This is a genomic window from Nonomuraea sp. NPDC001699, assembly GCF_053596455.1.
Genome location: NZ_JBSFGF010000013.1, coordinates 1 through 19,393 on the forward strand (window position 1 = coordinate 1; position 19,393 = coordinate 19,393).

Consider the following 19,393-nt stretch of genomic DNA (forward strand, 5'->3'; position numbering starts at 1 on the left):
CCACCCTGCTGCGCGCCCTGCCCGAGCACACGTCCGACCAGATCACCCGGACCCCGCGGTTGAGATTGCACGATGTCCTGGACCCCCGTGATTTCCCGACCTGGGCAGGACGTTCATGAAGCTTGAGATCTACGCCGATGTGCTGTGTCCCTGGTGCTACATCGGCAAAAGACGCCTGTCCCGCGCGCTGGCCGGGCACCCCGCCCGCGACGGCGTCGAGGTGATCTGGCGCGGCCACGAACTCGCGCCCGAGGAAGGCCGGACCCCGGGCCCGACCGCCGCCGAGGCCATGGCGGGCTGGTGGGGCGAGCAGGCCCCCGCCCGCGTCGCCCACATCCGGGCGCTGGGCGCGGCGGAGGGCCTGGAGCTGAACCTGCACCTGGCCCGCCCGGTGAACACCTTCGACGCCCACCGGCTGGTCAAGCTGGCCGCCGACCACGGCCGGGCCGACGAGGTGATGGAGGCTCTGCTGTACGCCTACCACACCGAAGGGCTCAACGTGGCCGACGAGCAGGTCCTGCGACGCCTGGGCGGCGCGGCCGGCCTGGACGACGACGAGGTGTCCGCCGTCCTGGCCGGTGACGCGTACGCCGACCAGGTGCGCGCCGACCGCCGCCGCGGGGCCGAGCACGGCGTCACCGGCGTGCCCAGCCTGGTGATCGACGGGCGCCCGCCGGTCTCCGGGGTCCAGCCGGTCGCCGACCTGCGACGACTGCTCGCCCCGACCGGCTGACGCCGTCCCTGCTCTCAGCGACCGGGTTCCATGGCCGGTTCGTTCTCCTTGTGGCGAGTCGCCCAGAGGAAGACCAGCGCGCCGGCGAACAGCACGATCGAGGTCCACTGGTTGATCCGCAGGCCGAGCAGGGTCACCGCGTGGTCCACCCCGCCGACCGGGTCGATCCGCAGGCCCTCGATCCAGAACCGTCCCGCGGTGTAACCGGCGACGTAGAGGGCGAACAGCCGTCCGTGGGTCAGCTTCAGCCGCCGGCCGGCCAGGATCAGGGCGAAGCCAAGAGCCACGTCCCACAGGGATTCGTACAGGAACGTCGGGTGGTAGAGCGTGCCGGGCTGCCCGCCGTGCGCCTGGTCGATCTCCAGGCCCCACGGCAGGGTGGTCGGGCTGCCGTACAGCTCCTGGTTGAACCAGTTGCCCCAGCGGGCGATGGCCTGCCCGAACGCGATGCCCGGCGCGATCGTGTCGGCCACGGCGCCGAGGGGCAGCCCCCGCCGGCGGCAGGCCAGCCACACGCCGACGCCGCCCAGGGCGACCGCGCCCCAGATGCCGAGCCCGCCCTCCCAGACGAACAACGCCTGGTACGGCTCCTTGATCGCACGCGGGCCGAAGTAGGTCTGCCAGTCGACGGCGACGTGGTAGAGGCGGCCGCCGATCAGCCCGAAGATCACCGCGGGCATCGCGATGTCGCCGATCGCGCCCCGCTCGCCGCCCCGGGCGCGCCAGCGGCGCTCGCTCAGCCAGATGCCGAACCCGATGGCGACGATGAAGCACAACGCGTAGGCCCGGATCGGGACGAATCCGAGATACCAGACTCCTTGGGAAGGGCTGGGAATCGAGGCGAGGGGCATGGCGGTGAGGCTAGCCAACGCAAAGCCGCCCGGCGGGCATCGTCATCTGATCGCGAGACTCCGGCCGAATTCGTGATCCGATCGCCTCGACGTCCGCGGCGGCCGGAACTCTCTGCCTCGTCGGACCGTGAGGCCGGCGCCAGGGTGTGGCGAAAAATTCGTGTCACGATTAAGCCTGTTCGCCTGGCCGGCCTCGCTCACCGCCGCCGCGTATCCCACCTGGGACATGCACCAGGCCGAGGGCGGGGCCTCCGCCGTTCTCGGCTGTATCGGCATGCCCCTCTGGTTCCGCTTCGAGCTCATCGACCTGGTCTCGCCTCCGCTCCCACCCGTTCGGCCCTCCAGTGGGGGGTGCCCGCGATCACCGTCCTCACCGGGCTGCTCGCGTCGGTCGGGACCGGCAACGGGGGCGTGATCGGCCGCCGCGTGGCCGGGCTGCTCACCCCGTTGTACATGTCCGACGACGGATGCTCGATGATCCCCGTCCTCAGCAACAGATGGTTCGCGCGCGTGCTGAACGCCTACGGACCGTACGAATCGGCCCTTCTGCTCTCCGCGCTGCTGGTCCTGCTGGCCACCAGGACCGGTGGGCATCCCGCTCCCGGCGGGTTCACCGGTCGCCGGGCGGCGGCCTTCGCGATCGACTACCTGTTCCTCGTGACCTTCCTGGCCGCCTTCGAGCCCGGGCTGAGCCGCCTGGACTTCGGGCTGCTGAACTGGCTCCGCCTCGACGAGCCGACACCCCTGCTCGCCGTCGTGGTCATGTTCCTGTACGTCCTGCCCGGGCGGACGTTCGGCAAGCAGTTGATGCGCCTCCGCGTCGTCTCCGACGTCACGGGGCACTGGCCGGGCGGCCGCGGGGCCGCCGTCCGGGCACTCGTGTTCCCCGTCGATCTCGTCCGAATGAATGAATCTACATTGTAAAGGCGTCGGGCCGTATCAAGCACCGTCCGGCGCGTCTCCAGGACAGGGCAGGGCACCCGAGCAGGGTGCGGGCACCAGGAGGAGAAGCCCCATGCCAATCGACTACACGTTCGTGAGACTGCAGGGACTGCGACTACCGCAGCCCCTGAACGCCGACGTCGCCGCGTCCATGGTCAAGACGAGCGGCCTCGCCTCGACGGAGGTCACCTTCCCGGACGGCGCCCTGACCGAACCGGAACGGCACGCCCTGACGTGGCTGCTCGCCGCGTACGCCCCACAGCCGTACAGCAAGCAGACCAATCACCAGATCATGCCCCTCACGGCCACCACCGTCGGACAGGTGATCCTCACCTACGGCGACAACGGCCACGCGACCGCGACCCTGGCCGGGCGCGGCATGCCGGCCGGTGTCGAGCCGCCGAGCCGCGATCCGGCCCAGTTGAAGCAGTCGCTCAAGGACACCTACGGCCTCGCCGCGATCACCGGCGTCTGGACCGCCGAACAGCTGGTCAGGCTGCACGACGCGCTGCGGCTCGTCCCCGTCGCCGACCGTCCGGCGCTGCAGGGCGTCGAGATCCAGCGAGTGGGGACGCTCACGGGCCCGGACGGTCACAACAAGGGCAGGTTCTCCTACGAAAGAGGCCCGTGGACCGGGTCGCTCGGCACGCTCAAGCTGGCGGACGCGATCTTCCAGGAGGACGAGATCGGCTTCTACGGCGGTGTCACCTCGCGCGCCTGCCCGCCGAGCGTGCGCGATATCCTGCACGAGGTCGGTCACGCCGTGGAGAGCGCCCCGTGCCGGACCGACTCCCGGAACAACGCGGCCTGGGCCGTCGAGAGCACCGGCGGGCAGCGGTACCGCTCGCCCGAACGCGTCCCGCAGGATTTGGTGACGGAGGCCGTCCAGCTCCGCACGGACAACGACGCGCTGAACCGGCTCGGCGCCCAGCTCCCGAACTCCGCCGCCACGGCCGAGTACAACGCCCTGTGCGATGCGATCGAGAAGGTCCAGGAGTGGATCGTGGACGGTGAGAAGGGGACGTACCAGCAGGAGGACGCGCTCGTCCGGTTCAAGAACGACGTGACGAGCAAGGTGACCCAGGCGGCCTGGCGGAGCTTCCGGGAGGAGGTCGTCCGGTGGTGCGACGCGCAGATCCTGGAGGTCCGCTGGCGGGCGAAGTACAAGACGCCGCAGGGGCGCGACATCACGCCGTGCCTGCGGAACTTCGTCACGTTCGTGAGCAAGGAGAACGTGGGCACGGACCTCACCCCGTACGCGCGGACGTCGTACGGGGAGCTGTTCGCGGAGGCGTACGCGTTCTGGATCGTCGATCCGGGTGCCGTGGAGAAGCACGATCCGCGGCTTCGTGCCTTCTTCGACGATTCCCGGTACCGCCGCGGAGACTGACTCCGCCCGCCGCCGGCCTCCTTCCTCGACCCGGGACGACCCGGCGGACTCGCAGTCGCCGACCGGGCCGATGCCTGTCTGCCCGTGACGTTACCCGTGGCAAGGGCGCCGCCGGCGACCAGCGGCGGGCGACCGAGATCCTCACCCGACAAGGACGCTCACCGTCGAGCAAACGCGCGGTCTTCTCGAAGGGGGCGGCGCCGGCCCCCTTCGAGAAGACCGCGTAGCCATGGAGCCCCTGCCGCGCCGGCGGGGCGCTGCCTCCACCCGCGGTTCGTCGTGTTACGCCAGGTGCCGCGTTCGCGGCGGACCTTCGCGAGGGACGCGCATGGGGACACTGACATCATGGGGATCATTTCCCGAAATATCACCCACTCGGAGACAAAAGCTGTGCGTATCGCGCTCGCCGGGCTCGCCACCAGCCATCCGTACACCGACGCCCGCACCCTGACCCGCCACGCCGAGCTGGCCGTCTGGGAGCCGGACCCCGATCGGTTGCGCCGCTTCACCGACGAGCACCCCGACGCGAAGGTGGCGAACGACCTCGACGAGCTCCTGGCGGCCGAGCCCGACGGAGTCGTGCTGACAGTGCCCAACCCGCAGGTGCCCGCCGTCCTCGAACGCGTGCTGGAGACCGGCGCGCCCTGTTTCGTCAACAAGCCCGCCGCCGCGACGAGGGAGCAGCTCGACGCCCTGCGCCGATTGCCGGTGCACGAGCGGGTGATGTCGGGTTCCGTAATTCGCTTCGCACCCGCCTTCGCCGCGCTCCGCCCCGACACGCAGGACGTGCTGTCGGTACGCGCGACGATCCGGCACGACGTGGGCCAGTGGGCCGACGGCTACAACGCCTGGCAGGACACGCCCGGCGAGGGCGGCGGCACGATGGTGACCATAGGCATCCACGGCGTGGAGTTGCTGGTCGCCCTGCTGGGCCCGGACGTCCGCCTGGTGGGCGCCGCCGGAACCAGAAGGCACTACCGGACGTTGCGCTCGGAGGACACCGGCGTGCTGGCGCTGCAGTGGGCGAACGGGATCGTCGGCACGGTCGAGATCCTGGGAGTGTCGGAGGACGACGCGTACACGGTGACGCTGCACAGGCGGCACGGCAGCGAGTCAGTGGTGATCCAAGGCGGCCCCGACCCGGCCCAGACCCTCGGGTACACCGGCACGATCGAGGCATTCCTCAACATGGTGCACGGCGGCCCCAACCCGGTGCCATGGGCCCAAACCCTGGCAATCCTGGAAATCCTGGTGTCCGCGCGCGAACACACCACCACCAACTGACCCCGACCCAACAGCCCCACCCCAGAGCGACGCGACAGCCGAGGCCACACCCCCGGCTGAGAACGGGTGCGGTGGCTGTAGCAAGGCCATCCGGCTCAAGGCGATGCGACAGCCGAGGTCACGCCACCGGCTGGGAGCTGCGCGGCCAGCCGAGGCGACGTCGGCGCGGCGTACGTCACCGCCGCAGCGGCTCCGCGCCGCCGCCCCTACACAAGCCGCGAGGACGGACGGCGGGAGAGGCGGTGGTGTGTCGCCCACGCCGAGGAGCGCCCGCACCCCACCCGCATCCCCACCACTGCCATCACCTAGCTCCCCGAGCAGGTCAGGCCACCGGAGCAGGATCAGCCCGCCTCCCGGACGGCCGCCGCAGCCGGCTTCCCGGACAGCCGTCCGAGCAGCCTCCCCAGCAGAATCAAACCGCCATCCCGACAACCGCCCCCAGCAGGTTCAAGCTGCCATCCCGGACAGATACCCCAGCGGGTTCAGGCCGCCATCCAAACAGCCGCATGAGCGGGTTCAGGCCGCCTCCCGACAGCCGCCCGGCCGGGTTCAGGGCGCCATCCAACAGATCCCTGGGCCAGTCGAGGCGGCCACTCGGCACGAATCCGCCAGCACCGCCACGACCGCTTCCCTCCACCATCGGCTCCAGGTATCAGCAGTCCCGGAACGTCGGTACCGACACCCCCAAGACGTGGCTCTGTCGTGGTTTGTCGGCGAACACCCACCGGTTGGTGGCCAAGGCGTCGTCCGGTTCGGGGAGGGGGCCTCGGCCGTGCCGGCGGGCGAAGTCGTAGGGAGTGTGCACGGTGGCGGACCACCCCCGTGCCCTCAGCAGCCCGATGGAGTCAGGCCGCGGATTCCCGTCGAACAACGCGAGCAGATCCACGCCGATCTGCGCCTTGGCCGCCGCATAGATCGGGCCGCCGCGCACCGCCGGTGTCCCCAGCCCGAGCTTGGCCTCGAAGGCCAGGACGCTGCCTTCGGCGCTCAGGACGTCGATGGTCCGCAGGAGCCGCCGTTCGACTTCCGGGTGCAGGTAGAGCAGAAGCCCCTCGGCCAGCCAGGCGGCCGGGACGGTCGGGTCGAAGCCCGCGGCCACCAGCGACCTGGCCCAGTCGTCGCCCACGTCGGCCGCGACCACCCGGCGCCGGGCCGCCGGGACGACCGGAACCGGGGGAGACGGCTCCATGGCGAGGCAGGCGAGCACGTCCTCCTTGAACTCCAGGACGCCCGCCCGGTCGATCTCGTGCACGACCTGTCCCGGCGGCCACCCGAGCCGGAAGGCCCGCGTGTCGAGCCCCGCGCCGAGCAGGACCACCTGCCGGATGCCCGCCTTAGCCGCGCGCGACAGGAAGTCGTCGAGCACCCGGGTACGCAGACCGAAGTAGCGCCCCAACCTTCCCCAAAGGGGATTGGCGTCACCATCGGGCACGTCCTGCGGACGGGTCGGCCAGGCGGCCGACGACGCGGCGGCGCGTACGAAGTGCTCGGCGTAGGGATCGGCGGCCAGGGAGTCGGGACGATGGGTCTCGATCGCGCGCGCGGCGGCGACCATGAGAGCGGTCAGGCCGACGCCGTGCTCGATTTCGAGCTGTCGGTTGTCCGGCACGTGCTCTCCTCTCGGGCCGTTCGACCGGCGGCTGGCACCGCGGCGGTCTCCTGTTCCGGGATCCACGAGCCGGGGGCGTCGTGGGAGGCGAGGTGGGCGCCGTAGAGGGCCGCCATGAAGCGCAGGATCTCCGCGTCGGGTAGGTAGCGGCCGGTGGTGCAGTCGGTCAGCACCGTGATGTGGAAGCCCTTCTGGAAGGCGGTGCGGGCGGTGGTGTCCACGCAGACGTCGGTGTAGAGACCGGCGAACACCAGGCGGGCGATGCCGCGCCCGCGCAGGTGCCGTTCGAAGCCCTCGCTGAGGAAGGCGTCGAAGCAGGCCCACTTGGTGAAGACCGGCTCCCCGGGCGCGGGCGCGACCTTGTGGAACTGCGCGCCCCAGGTGCCCTCCAGGCATTTGAGGGCCTTGCCCTGCTCAAGGTCGCGCCGCCGCCAGCTCGGCCCCTGATGCTCGACGTCACCGACGAACCGGACGAAGACCACGTCCATGCCGCAGGCTCGGGCCGATTCGAGGGCTTTGGCGGTGTTCGTCACGGCGGCTTCCAGGGTCGCCAGGTCACCGGCGTACCGGGCGCGGGCGGTCGGGCCGGTGCAGAAGTCGTTCTGCAGGTCGACGACGACCAGGGCCGCGCGCTCGGGGGCGCCGCGGTGCTCGTCGGCCACCGGGGCGGGTAGATGCTCGTCGGCCACCGGGGTGGGCCGGTGCTGCCCGACGGTCATGAGTCTGCCATCAGGACCGGCCGGGCCACCGGCTCCAGCGCGTCGAGCAGGGCGTCGACCACGGCGGTGGTGGAGTGTCGTCCACCGGCGTCGGGGGTGGCGATGCCGTGGTGGTCGAGCGTCGTCAGGCCGCGTTCGACCATCCGGACCGCTCCGGCGCACCCCGCGTGCCGCTCGGCGATGGTCGCCGCGGCACGGATGGTGGCCGTCGGGTTGACCCTGCCGGTGCCCGCCAGGTCGTCGGCGGAGCCGTGCACGGTCTGGTACTCGACCAGGCCGCTCGCGTCGGGATGCAGGTAGACGTTCTCGGTGCAGCGGTTCTCCTGCCGCTCGGAGCCGAAGCGGTCGAGCAGCACCACGTGCATGATGTCGGCCCACTCGTTGCCCGCGATGATCACCGTGCGGGGGCGGGGGCCGCGTTCGATGAGGTTGCGGTTGACCGTGTCCGGCTGGAACAGGCCGATCTGCACGCCGTGCCGCGCGGCGCTCTCGGCCACCCACTCGTCGAGCGCCCCGTCGAGCAGGTGGAACTTGTAGGCCATGACGATCTCGTCGATGTGGCCGTCGGGCCACTCCTGCCGCGCCCGCCGCACGGCCAGGGCGATGACCTTCTCGGTGATCTCCTTGCTGAAGGTCATCGTACGGACGAGCGCGCCGGGAAGATGCACGTTCTCGCCCGTGTAGAAGCCCTGGGCCTGGTCTCTGACCATCAGCAGCGACGCCCCGGGCGCGGTGATGGCGTCGATCTTCACCGCCTGGAGGCGCTGGCGGACCAGGTAGAGCGACTGGGCGTTGATCGCCGTGCGGAAGACGGCGCGGACGCCGGAGGCCGCCATTGTGCGGCAGAACTGCGTGTAGTGGTCGGCGTCCTCGCGCGTGCTCTCGCGGATCCTCTCGGCCTCGGCACCGGCCTTCAGGGACACGTAGGAGTGATAGATCCGCTCCGAGCGCGTGAGGGCGACCTTCGCCCCGCAGACGTCGGCGATGCCGCCCAGCACCCGCTCGAAGACGTCTGCGAGCTCGGGGCCCGTTCCCAGGCCGATGGCAAGTCCGATGACTGGTTCCACTACTGCTCCCTTTTCGTCGTCGAAGGCCGGACGCATCGGCTCGTGTCGGTCGTCAGCTCGACTCGCCGAGCAGGAGGTCGCCCGCGATGTCCGCCTTCTCGGGGCTGTAGTACTCCTTGATGCCCTCGGCCCAGACCGGGACCTTGACCTGGTCGTCCTGTGACGGGCCGAACGCGTCGAAGAGGGTGTCGACGTTGCGCCGCTTGAAGCCGATGGCGGTCATGAGCGCCATGAAGTCGGTGCGGTGGATGAGGCCGTCGCCGTCGGGGTCACCCAGCTCGGCCAGCGCGTCGGCGAAGTCGGTCAGCGCGTCGTCGAAACGCTCGGGGGACAGCACGCACGCGCAGTACTCCTCGAAACTGATGCGCCCGTCCTTGTCCTGGTCCAGCTCCTCGACAAGGGTCGTCCAGTAACGGCGGAAAGCATCACTGATTGCGCTTTTGGCGGCTTCGGTGGAACGTGGGGAAGCCGCCAGTACGCGGTTGGCCATACGATCGAAGTCTTCGACCTCAAGGTAACCGGTGCCGTCGGCGTCGAACAGGGTGAAGATCAGTTTTACTCGGTCGAGGGCCGCGTCTTGCATGCCTGTCACCTTTCTTCCGGGGGGTACGGGTGCAGACTCTATAACGGAACCTGACCAGCGAGTGACCAGGTCCTGGGCGACCAGAGAAACGCAAAAACCATCATCTGGAATAAGTCGCCGGAAAGCCTCGCTGGGCGACAAAGGCGGAGAAGTCAGGTGATTTCTACGCCCGTCGCCCTCGAAGAGTGTCGGTAAGTTGGGGATATTTCCGGTTATGTGGGGATTTGTGACTCCCGATTCGGGGACGCCAGCTTTTCCTATCTCGGTGGCTACTTTTTTATTGCTTGGCGTGATGGCGGGGGGAGGAGCGTCCCGATTGGGGGTAACCTTTGCGCCTTTGTGATCGTCAGGCGCCGGGACGTCGTCGTCAGCGTCGCGTCGAGGGGTTGGCACGTTCCCGCTCGGCGGACATCGTCGAGCGACCGCTTCTCGCCGAGCGGGGCCCGACGGCTCGTCCCGGGCCTCCGCGGTGGCCTCGCACGTGGTCCAGGACGAAGTCCGCGGTGCGCAGGCCGCCCGGCGCCTCGACGGGACGGGCGGCGACGTGCCGCCTCAGCCGGCTCCGAACAGCTTGGCCGCCTCCCGCCCGTGCCGCTGGTTGGCGGTGACGTACGGACGGACCTGACGCTCGTAGGCGGTGAAGGCGGCGCCGTGGTCGCCGTCCGACTCGGCCAGCCGCGGGGCGAGCGTGTGGGCGCCGATGAGGGCCTGGGAGGTGCCCATGCCGGCGTCGGCGCGGCGCAGTGACCGGCGTCGCCGACCAGCACGACGCGGCCTGCGGACCAGTGGTCCATCTCGACCTGGCAGGACGACGACAACAGCAGGTCCGGCGCGGCCGACATCTTCTACGGGCGTCGCCCGGCGGCGGCACCGAGGAGGGGCCGGTCGAGGCCGAGCGGCGGGCGCGGCGGGCTCTGACGGATGCCCAGGTGGTATGGCTGGTGCGGTTGGGCCGCCGGATCGAGGCGCACCGCACGCCCTCAAGGCCGTCCCGTGCCTCGCGGCCCGTGTGAAGGAGGGGCCGACCCCTGAAGAGAACCGTTCGCCGGGGGACCCCCTCAGTTTCACTCTATATCTGATCCGCGCGCCTCATGAGACCTCGGAAAGTCCTTCATACTGCCCGGTGCGAACCAACTCCGACGAAGGATGGAGCGACGGAAATTGGGCTACGTCATGGGCTTCGGGCAGATCGGCTCGACGAATCTCGCGGACGTCGGCGGCAAGGGGGTGGCTCTGGGCGAGCTCGCGCGGATCGACGGCGTCCGCGTCCCGGACGGCTTCTGCGTCACGACGGACGCCTTCCAGCGGGTCGTGTCCGCGGCGCCGTCGTTCGACGCCGAACTCGACCTGCTGTCCCGGGTGGACCCGGACGACCACGCGGCGGTCCGTGCGCTGAGCGCGGACATCCGTGCCGTCATCGAGGGCGCGGCGGTGCCCGACGAGCTGGTGGCGGCGATCGGGGAGGCGCTGGGCCGGCTCGGGGAGCAGGCTGCCTGCGCGGTGCGGTCCAGCGCGACGGCCGAGGACCTGCCGACCGCGTCCTTCGCCGGTCAGCAGGACTCGTACCTGAACGTCGTGGGCCTGGCGGAGGTGGTCAGGCATGTGCGGCGGTGCTGGGCCTCGCTGTTCACCGAGCGGGCGGTGGTCTACCGGCGTCGTAACGGGTTCGATCACCGCAGGGTGCGCATGGCCGTGGTCGTGCAGCGGATGGTGTTCCCGGACGCGGCGGGGATCCTGTTCACGGCCGATCCGGTGACGTCGAACCGGAAGCTCGCCGCCGTGGAGGCGGGCTGGGGGCTGGGGGAGGCGCTGGTCTCGGGCGTGGTGTCGGGGGACGTCTACACGGTCCGTGACGACCAGGTCGTGAGCGTGTCGGTGGGGTCCAAGGCGCGGTGGGTACGGGCGTCGCCCGGCGGCGGCACCGAGGAGGGGCCGGTCGAGGCCGAGCGGCGGGCGCGGCGGGCTCTGACGGATGCCCAGGTGGTTCGGCTGGTGCGGTTGGGCCGCCGGATCGAGGCGCATTTCGGCTGTCCGCAGGACATCGAGTGGTGTCTGACGGGCGAGGACTTCCATATTGTCCAGAGCCGGCCGATCACCACGCTGTTCCCGGTTCCGGTGGCCGGCGACGAGGAGAACCACGTCTACGTCTCCGTCGGCCATCAGCAGATGATGACGGACGCGATGAAGCCGCTGGGACTGTCCATGTGGCAGTTGACGACGCCGCGGCCGATGGCGGAGGCGGGCGGGCGGTTGTTCGTGGACGTGGCTCCGGTCCTGGCGACGTCGGCCGGCCGGGCGAACCTCATCGGGACCCTGGGGAAGTCCGATCCGCTCATCCGGGACGCGCTGCAGACGGTGGTGGACCGCGGTGACTTCCTGCGCCTGGTTCCGGAGGAGGAGTCCGGTGTCGCGCCCGCCGGCGCCGCGCGGGTGCCGATCGAGACCGATCCGCAGGTGGTCGCCGAGCTCGTCCGGGACGGTCAGGCGTCCGTGGCCACTCTGCGGCGCACGATCGAGGGTTTGTCCGGGCCCGCGTTGTTCGAGTTCATTCTCGCCGACATCGAGGAGCTGAGGCGGCTGCTGTTCGGTCCGCGCAGCTTCCAGGCGATCATGGCGGGGATGGAGGCGGCCTGGTGGCTGAACGATCACCTGGAGACGTGGCTGGGGGAGAAGAACGCGGCCGACGTGCTCACGCAGTCCGTCCCGGACAATGTCACGTCGGAGATGGGGCTGGCGCTCCTGGACGTGGCCGACGCGATCCGTCCGCATCCGGAGGTGGTGGCGTTCCTGCGCCGGGTGGCGGAGGAGGGCCGGGAGGGCGACGGCTTCCTGGAGGAGCTGGGTGAGCTGCCCGGCGGGCGGGAGGCGGGCGAGGCCGTCCGGGGGTATCTCGATCGGTACGGCATGCGTTGCGCGGGGGAGATCGACATCACCAGGACGCGGTGGAGCGAGCGGCCCGCCATGCTCGTGCCCGCCATTCTCGGAAATGTCAGAAACTTCGAGCCGGGGGCCGGTGCCCGGCGCTTCGAGCAGGGACGTCAGGAGTCGCTGCGCAAGGAGCGGGAGCTGCTGACGCGCCTGCGTGCCCTGCCCGACGGGGAGAGCAAGGCCGAGGAGACCCGGCGGATGATCGAGCGGGTGCGGACTTTCGCGGGATATCGGGAGTATCCCAAGTACGGCATGGTCTGCCGCTATTTCGCGTACAAGCAGGCGTTGTTGCGGGAGGCCGACCGGCTCGTCAGGTCGGGCACGTTGCGGGACAGGGAGGACGTCTTCTTCCTGCGGTTCGAGGAGCTGCGGGAGGTCGTGCGCACGGGCGAGGCGGACGGCGAGCTCGTTCTACGCAGACGGGAGGCTTTCCGGACTTATGAGACGCTCACGCCGCCGCGGGTGCTGACGTCGGACGGCGAGGTGCTCGCCGGCCAGTACCGGAACGCGGACGCGCCGCCCGGCGCGCTGGCCGGTCTGGCGGTCTCGGCCGGGACGGTCGAGGGCCGTGCCCGGGTGGTGACGGACATGGCGCGGGCCGACCTGGAGGCGGGAGACGTCCTGGTCACGGCTTACACGGACCCGAGCTGGACCCCCTTGTTCGTGGGCATCGCCGGACTGGTGACGGAGGTGGGCGGCCTGATGACGCACGGAGCGGTGATCGCGCGTGAGTACGGGCTGCCGGCGGTGGTGGGGGTGGAGGGGGCCACCCGGCTGATCCGGGACGGGCAGCGGATCCGCGTTCACGGGACCGACGGGTACGTGGAGATCCTCGGCTGAACGACCGGCCGTCCGACCTCGACGCGGCCTCGGCGCTCCGGGGTCAGAGTGCCGGTACGCTCTCGGGCTGCCGTACGCCCCCGGCCTGTTCGGCGGGAACCTGGATGCGGGGCGGCGGTGCGGGGGCGGGGCAGCGGCCCTGGCAGTAGCCGTTGACGACGACGAGGCGGCCGCGGGCGGCCGTGTAGTCGCTGCGCTGCCGTCCGGGGAGGACCCCCTTGCAGGTGGGGCAGCAGATGGGCTGGTCGGCTGTCATCAGGGCCTTCCGACGTCGTGGATGTCGTGGCGCTGGTGCTCCGGGCCGATGGCGGTGCCGGAGCATCAGGCCGGCGCGGGTGCCGGGTGAATCTTCATCTCTTCACCGCGCGCCTCCTGCAGTATGGCGAGCGTGCGTGGCGAGCGGTGCACCGGGGCGGCGGGACGGGCTGAGGATCGTTCCTCGCGGGGTTGTTTCCTTCATCCTGCTTGGAAGGGGGTTCGCCCGTGGCGTAGGTGTTCACGCGGTCGGCTCTCCGCAGACGGTGGACGAGAGAGGCAGCAATGGAACAAGGCACCCGTGGCGAGCTCATCAGCCGGCTGGCCGAGGCGGTCAGGTCCGTCACGATCGCGCACCCGCTGCGGGTCGCCATCGACGGACCGCCGGCCGCCGGCAAGACCACCCTGGCCGACGAGCTCGCCGTCGTCCTGCGGGCGCAGGACCGCGACGTCGTCCGCGCGTGCATCGACGACTTCCTCTTCCCCAGTGCACAGCGTTACCGGCGCGGCCGGTACTCGGCCGAAGCCTGCTACTTCGACGCCCACGACAACGCCGCGCTGTGCCGGGTCCTGCTCGATCCGCTGGGCCCGGGCGGAGACCGGAGGTTCCGGCACGCGGTCTACGACAGGGACAGCGACACTCAGTCGCTACCGCCGGCCATGACCGCCGCCGCGGACGCCGTACTGCTCTTCGACGGCGTCTTCCTCCTGCGTCCGGAACTCGTCGACCGGTGGGACCTGCGCATCTTCGTGTCCGTCCCCTTCGAGCAGACGGTGGATCGTGCCCGGGACCGAGCCGCGGCGCTGACCGGCTCCTCCGCCGACACCGCCGTGATCGAACGGTCCTGGCACAACCGCTATATCCCCTCCCAGCAGCTCTACTTCGCCACAGCCCGCCCGACCGACCACGCCGACATCATCGTGTACAACGATCAGATCCAACGGCCGGCCTGGGACGTCCGACCACACTGAGATCGGCCTGGAGGGCGCCGCGATGGGGTGCAAAAGCCTACCGGTCGGCGTGGACGACGTTCGCCTTGCGCGCGTCGCACGTCCAGGGCAGGAGGCCCCATCGACATGGGCGCCACCTCAGTGGGGTGGCGCCCATGCCCGTTGTCATGGCCGGCCTGATGTGACGTCGAGCGGCGGTGTGGCCCGCTCATGACCGTCCTGGCCGTGTCCGTGTGCCAGGAGGCTTCAGGTCGTCGGGGTCACGGGGATGCAGATGGCGTACACCGTGTAGGTGCCCGTGGTGCCCGCCGAGTTGTTGAAGGACACCGTCCACGTGTTCTCGGCGGAGGGGAAGGACTCGTACACCTGGACGGTGAGGTTGTTGCCGCCGAGGGGCGTCACCAGTCCGCCGCCTGTGATGACGGTTCCCGCCGGGCAGGTCGAGGTGCCGGTGTTGAGGCCGGACGTCAGCGTGTGCGGGGTCCGGATGATCTGGGTCGGCTCGGTCGGTCCGGGAGGTCCGGGCGGTCCGGGAGGGCCGGGGCGTCCCGGTGGGCAGGCGTGCGGGCAGGGGCCCTTTCCGCCGCCGTCGCCGTCACCGCCGGTCGCCGCCTGGGCCGCGGAAGCGGCTCCCATCAGCAGTGCCGTGGCCAGCATCGGTATGGCGGCACCTCGTAGAAGGGCTGCGCGTCTCATGGTGTCCTCCGTGAACTGTTCGCCTCCTGGCGCCTGCTGCACGTCAAAGGCCAGGAAGGGTGCGGCCGCGTCGACCGCAAAGACTTGAACATGGCGAATCGCCCAAGGGCCGGGATGGCTCGGCGGACGGCGCTTCGCGAAGCACCGTCCAGCGAAAGTGGCCCTATCGGCTGATCCATACCGTATGGCGCAGACTGCACGACTGTCACGGAGAGTAATGGATTGTTTACGTGTGTGACGTGGTGCAGGCCGGCGAGTCCGATGGCATCGCCGCCGGCGATCGGATGATCACGAGTCGTGACTTATTGTGAGATCTTCCATAACTACCGCATAACAGAGATCATTTCTGACTATGGTGATCTTGTGATTCTGACTAGATCAACAAGTCGTCCGAGGCGAGTCATGTCCGGGCTCGCCGCCACGGCCGTGCTCCTGGGTGGCCTCGTCGTGTCGAACCCTGCGAATGCGGAGGAGGACAACAGCTCAGGAAGCGTGCTGGCGCACTTCCTGCAACAGGCGCTCGGCCGTCAGCAGTTCGAGCAGGTCCTGGATACCAGCCCGCCGACGAGTGCGACGGACCTGAACACGCTGCGGCGGGAGGGTGCCGCCAAGGAGGCGAAGCAGGTCCCGCAGAAGGCGGACCTGCGCGCGGCCGCCGCGGCCGCCGCGCCGATCACGCAGCAGCCGCAGATCGACCTGACCGTCATCGAGCTGGACAGGCTCGGCCGCCCCCTGTCCTCCGGCACCGTGCTGATGAGCCCGCAGTACCCGGAGGGCAAGATCGTCCCGATGGACGACAAGTTGCGTACTTCGGCGGTCCGCTGGAGGCAGTGGGACGACGCCGGCTGGTACGCCAACCGCGGCCAGGGCAGCATCGACATCGTGCCGGGCCGCGAGAACGCCGCCATCGACTTCATGAGCCCCTACCCCGCCTCCGTCCTGAAGCTGATGGTGGGCTTCGGGGTGCTGCGACTGGTGGACGCGGGCCAGATCTCGCTCGACGACACCTACGCCTACCAGCCGGTCACGGTCAGCTCGTTGTGCGGCCCAGCCCGCAGCGACACGGTCCGTAACTTCCTGGACGCCGCGCTCACCTGGTCGTCCAACGCCTCCGCCTGCGCCATGGTCAAGCTGCTGCACGACAAGGGCGCGGTGAACGGCCTCAACCAGACCTTCCAGGACCTCGGCCTGGAGACGCTCCAGCTCAAGAACACCAACCCCGACAACGGCGCGCGATGGGGCAACCCCGTCACGATGACGTCGCTCGACACGGCGAAGCTGCTGACGCTGGTCAACGGCGGGGCGGGCACCTTGTGGAAGACCCCGGGCGGCACCGCGGTCACGGCCGACGTCCTGAGCGACGCCTCCCGCACGTTCTTCAGGAGCAGGCTGGCCGAGCAGGGCATGAACGTCACCTTCTCCACCACGAACTGGTGCGGCGCGGACTATCCCGCCCCCGGCATCCCGCAGCTCACGCCCTCGCGGTGGCTCGGCGCCGACGGCACCGTGACGGTTCCCGGCCAGGGCATCTCCTACGGCCGCGACGTGCGACCGTGCGACCAGAAGGCCGAGGTGACCTACGCCCACAAGAACGGCTGGGTGAACAACTCCGGCGCCGACGCGGGGATCGTCAAGGCCCTGCCCGGCAAGGGCGGCCGCACGTACGTCGTCGCCCTGTTCTCCAACCTCGGCTACCAGTACGTCGACCCGAACCGTCCCGCGACAGGCGCGGAGAACGTCTGGTTCACTGAGCGCCTGGCGAAGCTGGGCAAGGCCATCGACGAGTACGAGAAGCGCCGCTTCGGCTGACCCCGCCGTCAAACCGAGCCGGTCAGGGCACCGTGGTACCCGGCAGCCTGACCGGCGACGACCTCTGATCAGACGCCCGTCCCGGCCGGGCCCCCGCGCGGCGGCTGTCAGCTCGCCGCCCACCGCCCGCTTCGCAGAGCAGCCGCGACCGAGCGCTCATGTTCGTCGGTCCATTCCACCTCGGGGTCGGCTTCCAGCAGGCCGAGCACCACGGACGTGATCGCCAGCGCGGGCTCCGACCATTCGGCGGGCTCGGGCGCCCCGAACGGATTGGCCTGGAACCGCCGGGTGACGATCTCCGGATTGCCGGGGGCCATCAGGATCAGCCCGCGCAATGTGGCGACGGCCAGGCGGGCCACCGTCTCGAATGTGACGCCGGCACACGGACGCAGGCCGATCAGTCTCGCCCCCCAGGAGTAGGCGGTCGCCACGCCTGCGACCATCGAGCGTTCCGACTCGGTGAGGGCCTGCTGGACCTCGGCGCGCAGGTCACCGTCCGGCAGGCTGCGGACGGTGGCCTGCAACGCGAGATAGGTACGCCAGGCCGATGACCGGTGGAAGATCCCGAACTCGCCGAGCGTGCCCTCCCGTAGCACCTCCGCGGCCAGCGCGCGGCGCAGACCCGGCGTGCGGGCCCAGCCGAGATGGGCGAGCGCGGTGCGGGCCGCCGCCTGCGACGCGCCGGGGTTGGCCTCGGTGATGGCCGGGCTGGCGCCTTTGGCCAGCTCGCGCAGCAGGTCGCTGAAGAACAGATCCTTGTACGGCCAGCGGCGGTAGACGGCGCTGCGGGCGACGCCGGCGTCCCGGATGATCTCTTCGAAGCTGATGTGCTCCAGGCTCACCGTCAGCCCGGCCTCTTCGACCGTGGCGGTCGCGGCGTCGAGCATCCGCCGTGCGGTCTCTTCGTCGGACAGTCGCTTGCGGCGTCGCGCCAGGCCGCTCTCCGGGGTCTCTCGTGTCACCATCGTAGTCTATGGTACTTGGGATATCGTGTCTCAACTTGTGATGGTGAATCCATGAGAATGTCCGCGACCAGCAGTCCACCGCGCGACCGGACCGGACACCCGGTGCGGTTCTTCGTCCTCGTCACCGTGTTGTCGGTGCCGTTCTACGTCCTGGGGGCGGTGTCGCCCGCCGTCCGCATCGGAGCCCTCGACCTGCCCGCGAGCGCGACCATGTTCGTGCTGCCGGTGCTGGCCGCCGCGATCCTGGCCCGCCGTGACGGCGGCCGGGGCGCCGTCACGGCGCTGCTGGCCCGCGTCGTCGACCGGCCCGCGGGACGAACCCGCTGGTATGCCGCCGCGGCATCGCTGCCGGCCGCGATCGGCGCCCTCTCGTGGATCTTCGGGTGGCTCGGCGGCCAAGCGGGCTCGACCCTTCCTACGTCGCCGGCGGCCTTGCCGCTGCTGCTCGCCGCGGCGCTGGCGGCGGCCGCGTGCGAGGAACTGGGCTGGACCGGTTACGCCTCCGACCCGCTGCAACGCCGGTTCGGCACGGCCGGAGCCGGGCTGCTCCTCGGGCTCTTCTGCGGCGCGTGGCATGTGATCCCGCTCGTGCAGGCCGGTCATGGTGCGGCTTGGATCGGAGGCTGGTTCCTCGGTACGGTCGCGGGCCGCGTGGTCATCCTCGGCCTGCGCAACGCCTCCGGAGGTGTGTCAGCGGCGATCCTGGCGCACGCGATGGTCAATGTCACCGCCGCCTACGTCCCCGACTACGACGACCCCGTCGTCTCGACGGCGTCCGGCCTGCTCACCGCCGCGGCCGCCGCGGGCATCCTGTTCATCGCATCATGCCGGGCCACCGCGACTCAGCCCGAGGGCCGGCGAGGTTGAGCCCCACGTACGCGACGCACCGTCGTCGAGCGCTCAGTCGTCAGCGGCGACCAGGAGCGACAGGACCTTGGCGGGGCGGTCGACGAGGACGAGCTCGTGAAAGTCGCTGTGAACCGGGCCCCAGTCGTGAAAGGCCTCGTGGCCGAGGTCTGCGAGCCGGTATCTGTCGGTGGCTCCTGTGATCAGCGGATGAACTTCGTGGTCCAGCTGGGCGGACAGAGCCGCAGGAAGGGGGCCGAACTGTGCCGCCCAGTCGCGCAGAAGGGCGCTCGCGGTCATCTCGTCCACGTGCCCGTATGCGGTCGGGGTCACGTTCCGCAGCCAGTAGGGGCCGTGGCGAAGCCCGTCGACCTTGACTCCCCCTCCGGCGTAGTCGTCCCGGAACTGCTCGTGGCCAATCAGCTCGGTCAGTAGGCAGGCGTCGCCGACGTCCGGGTGAGACACGCCGAAGCGCTTGATGTCGACCCAGCGATATGCGTGATCACCGAAGGGGAACTCACGGAAGTTGATGAATGTCTGATCCAGATACGTGAGCGCCTTCTGCACCTCTCAACGGTAAGGGCATGCTTCAGCGACGCATCCATCCACGATGCTCATTTCGAGCTCGCCGGCGGTCGCCAAGTCGGGCGCGAGTGGGTGTTAAGAGCAGCCCAAGTGGTGGCCTGTTTCATGAGCGGCATGAGAAACCTCTTCGCGGCCCGGGGCATGCGCCGGGCGATGGCCTTGGTCCTGCTGTCCGTCTCCACCGTGTTCACGATCAGCATGACGAGCACTCCCGCCTACGCGTGGAATCCTGCGAACGACGGCTGGTACAAGTGCTACATCGAAGGCAAGTGGATGTGGTGCAAGGACCTGTAGACCAAGCAGAAAGCCGCCCCCTCTGTGCGAGGAGGGCGGCTTCATC

The 19,393-nt window shown here is 70.0% G+C and carries 19 protein-coding genes; 9 read left to right on the plus strand and 10 right to left on the minus strand.

What is annotated here, in order from left to right; all coding sequences use genetic code 11:
* Positions 1-115 precede the first annotated feature (115 nt).
* A complete protein-coding gene (locus ACWCSU_RS32545) occupies positions 116-733 on the plus strand; it encodes a DsbA family oxidoreductase (RefSeq protein ID WP_449940075.1) in 618 nt (205 codons plus the stop codon).
* Between the two features lie 14 nt (positions 734-747).
* On the opposite strand, the gene lgt is transcribed toward ACWCSU_RS32545, so the two are convergent.
* On the minus strand, positions 748-1,584 hold the full coding sequence (gene lgt, locus ACWCSU_RS32550; RefSeq protein ID WP_449940076.1) for a prolipoprotein diacylglyceryl transferase: 837 nt from the start codon (positions 1,582-1,584) through the stop codon (positions 748-750).
* A gap of 351 nt (positions 1,585-1,935) precedes the next feature.
* Here lgt and ACWCSU_RS32555 point away from each other — a divergent pair, with 351 nt between their 5' ends.
* From ACWCSU_RS32555 to ACWCSU_RS32565, 3 genes are all read left to right on the plus strand, one after another.
* Positions 1,936-2,508 (plus strand): RDD family protein, encoded by a 573-nt coding sequence (locus tag ACWCSU_RS32555; RefSeq protein ID WP_449940078.1) that lies wholly within the window; start codon positions 1,936-1,938, stop codon positions 2,506-2,508.
* Positions 2,509-2,599: 91 nt separating this feature from the next.
* Complete coding sequence (locus tag ACWCSU_RS32560) at positions 2,600-3,916, plus strand: hypothetical protein (protein WP_449940079.1); 1,317 nt, start codon at positions 2,600-2,602, stop codon at positions 3,914-3,916.
* Positions 3,917-4,306: 390 nt separating this feature from the next.
* Complete coding sequence (locus ACWCSU_RS32565) at positions 4,307-5,200, plus strand: Gfo/Idh/MocA family protein (RefSeq protein WP_449940081.1); 894 nt, start codon at positions 4,307-4,309, stop codon at positions 5,198-5,200.
* A 652-nt stretch (positions 5,201-5,852) separates the two neighbouring features.
* On the opposite strand, the gene ACWCSU_RS32570 is transcribed toward ACWCSU_RS32565, so the two are convergent.
* From ACWCSU_RS32570 to ACWCSU_RS32590, 5 genes are all read right to left on the minus strand, one after another.
* Positions 5,853-6,809: an SAM-dependent methyltransferase gene (locus ACWCSU_RS32570; protein ID WP_449940083.1), complete on the minus strand. Its 957-nt coding sequence runs from the start codon at positions 6,807-6,809 to the stop codon at positions 5,853-5,855.
* Entirely contained in the window at positions 6,764-7,528 is a 765-nt protein-coding gene (locus ACWCSU_RS32575) for a cysteine hydrolase family protein (RefSeq protein WP_449940085.1), read from the minus strand. Before ACWCSU_RS32575 ends, ACWCSU_RS32570 begins: the two co-directional genes overlap by 46 nt.
* Positions 7,525-8,595: an isocitrate/isopropylmalate family dehydrogenase gene (locus ACWCSU_RS32580; protein WP_449940087.1), complete on the minus strand. Its 1,071-nt coding sequence runs from the start codon at positions 8,593-8,595 to the stop codon at positions 7,525-7,527. The genes ACWCSU_RS32575 and ACWCSU_RS32580 overlap by 4 nt, the downstream gene beginning before the upstream one ends.
* A 52-nt stretch (positions 8,596-8,647) precedes the next feature.
* Positions 8,648-9,178 (minus strand): EF-hand domain-containing protein, encoded by a 531-nt coding sequence (locus ACWCSU_RS32585; protein ID WP_357709027.1) that lies wholly within the window; start codon positions 9,176-9,178, stop codon positions 8,648-8,650.
* Positions 9,179-9,730: 552 nt separating this feature from the next.
* Complete coding sequence (locus ACWCSU_RS32590) at positions 9,731-9,901, minus strand: hypothetical protein (RefSeq protein WP_449940088.1); 171 nt, start codon at positions 9,899-9,901, stop codon at positions 9,731-9,733.
* A gap of 438 nt (positions 9,902-10,339) precedes the next feature.
* Between ACWCSU_RS32590 and rph the strand changes: the two genes are divergently transcribed.
* Positions 10,340-12,946, plus strand: a complete 2,607-nt coding sequence (gene rph / locus ACWCSU_RS32595; RefSeq protein ID WP_449940089.1) for a rifamycin-inactivating phosphotransferase — start codon at positions 10,340-10,342, stop codon at positions 12,944-12,946.
* A 43-nt stretch (positions 12,947-12,989) separates the two neighbouring features.
* Here the strand turns inward: rph and ACWCSU_RS32600 are convergent, their stop codons facing one another.
* Positions 12,990-13,202 (minus strand): hypothetical protein, encoded by a 213-nt coding sequence (locus tag ACWCSU_RS32600; protein ID WP_357709033.1) that lies wholly within the window; start codon positions 13,200-13,202, stop codon positions 12,990-12,992.
* A 284-nt stretch (positions 13,203-13,486) separates the two neighbouring features.
* Between ACWCSU_RS32600 and ACWCSU_RS32605 the strand changes: the two genes are divergently transcribed.
* Entirely contained in the window at positions 13,487-14,173 is a 687-nt protein-coding gene (locus ACWCSU_RS32605) for a cytidylate kinase family protein (protein ID WP_449940091.1), read from the plus strand.
* Between the two features lie 225 nt (positions 14,174-14,398).
* Here ACWCSU_RS32605 and ACWCSU_RS32610 read toward each other — a convergent pair whose 3' ends face one another.
* Positions 14,399-14,809 (minus strand): hypothetical protein, encoded by a 411-nt coding sequence (locus ACWCSU_RS32610; protein WP_449940093.1) that lies wholly within the window; start codon positions 14,807-14,809, stop codon positions 14,399-14,401.
* A 441-nt stretch (positions 14,810-15,250) separates the two neighbouring features.
* On the opposite strand from ACWCSU_RS32610, the gene ACWCSU_RS32615 reads away from it, so the two are divergent.
* Positions 15,251-16,657 (plus strand): serine hydrolase, encoded by a 1,407-nt coding sequence (locus tag ACWCSU_RS32615; protein ID WP_449940095.1) that lies wholly within the window; start codon positions 15,251-15,253, stop codon positions 16,655-16,657.
* A 107-nt stretch (positions 16,658-16,764) separates the two neighbouring features.
* Here ACWCSU_RS32615 and ACWCSU_RS32620 read toward each other — a convergent pair whose 3' ends face one another.
* Positions 16,765-17,622 carry a TetR/AcrR family transcriptional regulator gene (locus ACWCSU_RS32620; RefSeq protein ID WP_449940097.1) on the minus strand — a complete coding sequence of 286 codons (858 nt, stop codon included), beginning with the start codon at positions 17,620-17,622 and terminating at the stop codon, positions 16,765-16,767.
* Between the two features lie 51 nt (positions 17,623-17,673).
* On the opposite strand from ACWCSU_RS32620, the gene ACWCSU_RS32625 reads away from it, so the two are divergent.
* The gene (locus ACWCSU_RS32625; RefSeq protein ID WP_357709048.1) at positions 17,674-18,489 is read left to right on the plus strand and encodes a CPBP family intramembrane glutamic endopeptidase; all 816 of its coding nucleotides are present in this window, start codon (positions 17,674-17,676) and stop codon (positions 18,487-18,489) included.
* Positions 18,490-18,522: 33 nt separating this feature from the next.
* On the opposite strand, the gene ACWCSU_RS32630 is transcribed toward ACWCSU_RS32625, so the two are convergent.
* Complete coding sequence (locus ACWCSU_RS32630) at positions 18,523-19,035, minus strand: hypothetical protein (protein WP_449940098.1); 513 nt, start codon at positions 19,033-19,035, stop codon at positions 18,523-18,525.
* Between the two features lie 132 nt (positions 19,036-19,167).
* Here ACWCSU_RS32630 and ACWCSU_RS32635 point away from each other — a divergent pair, with 132 nt between their 5' ends.
* A complete protein-coding gene (locus ACWCSU_RS32635) occupies positions 19,168-19,347 on the plus strand; it encodes a hypothetical protein (protein ID WP_357709051.1) in 180 nt (59 codons plus the stop codon).
* The last annotated feature ends 46 nt before the right edge of the window (positions 19,348-19,393 follow it).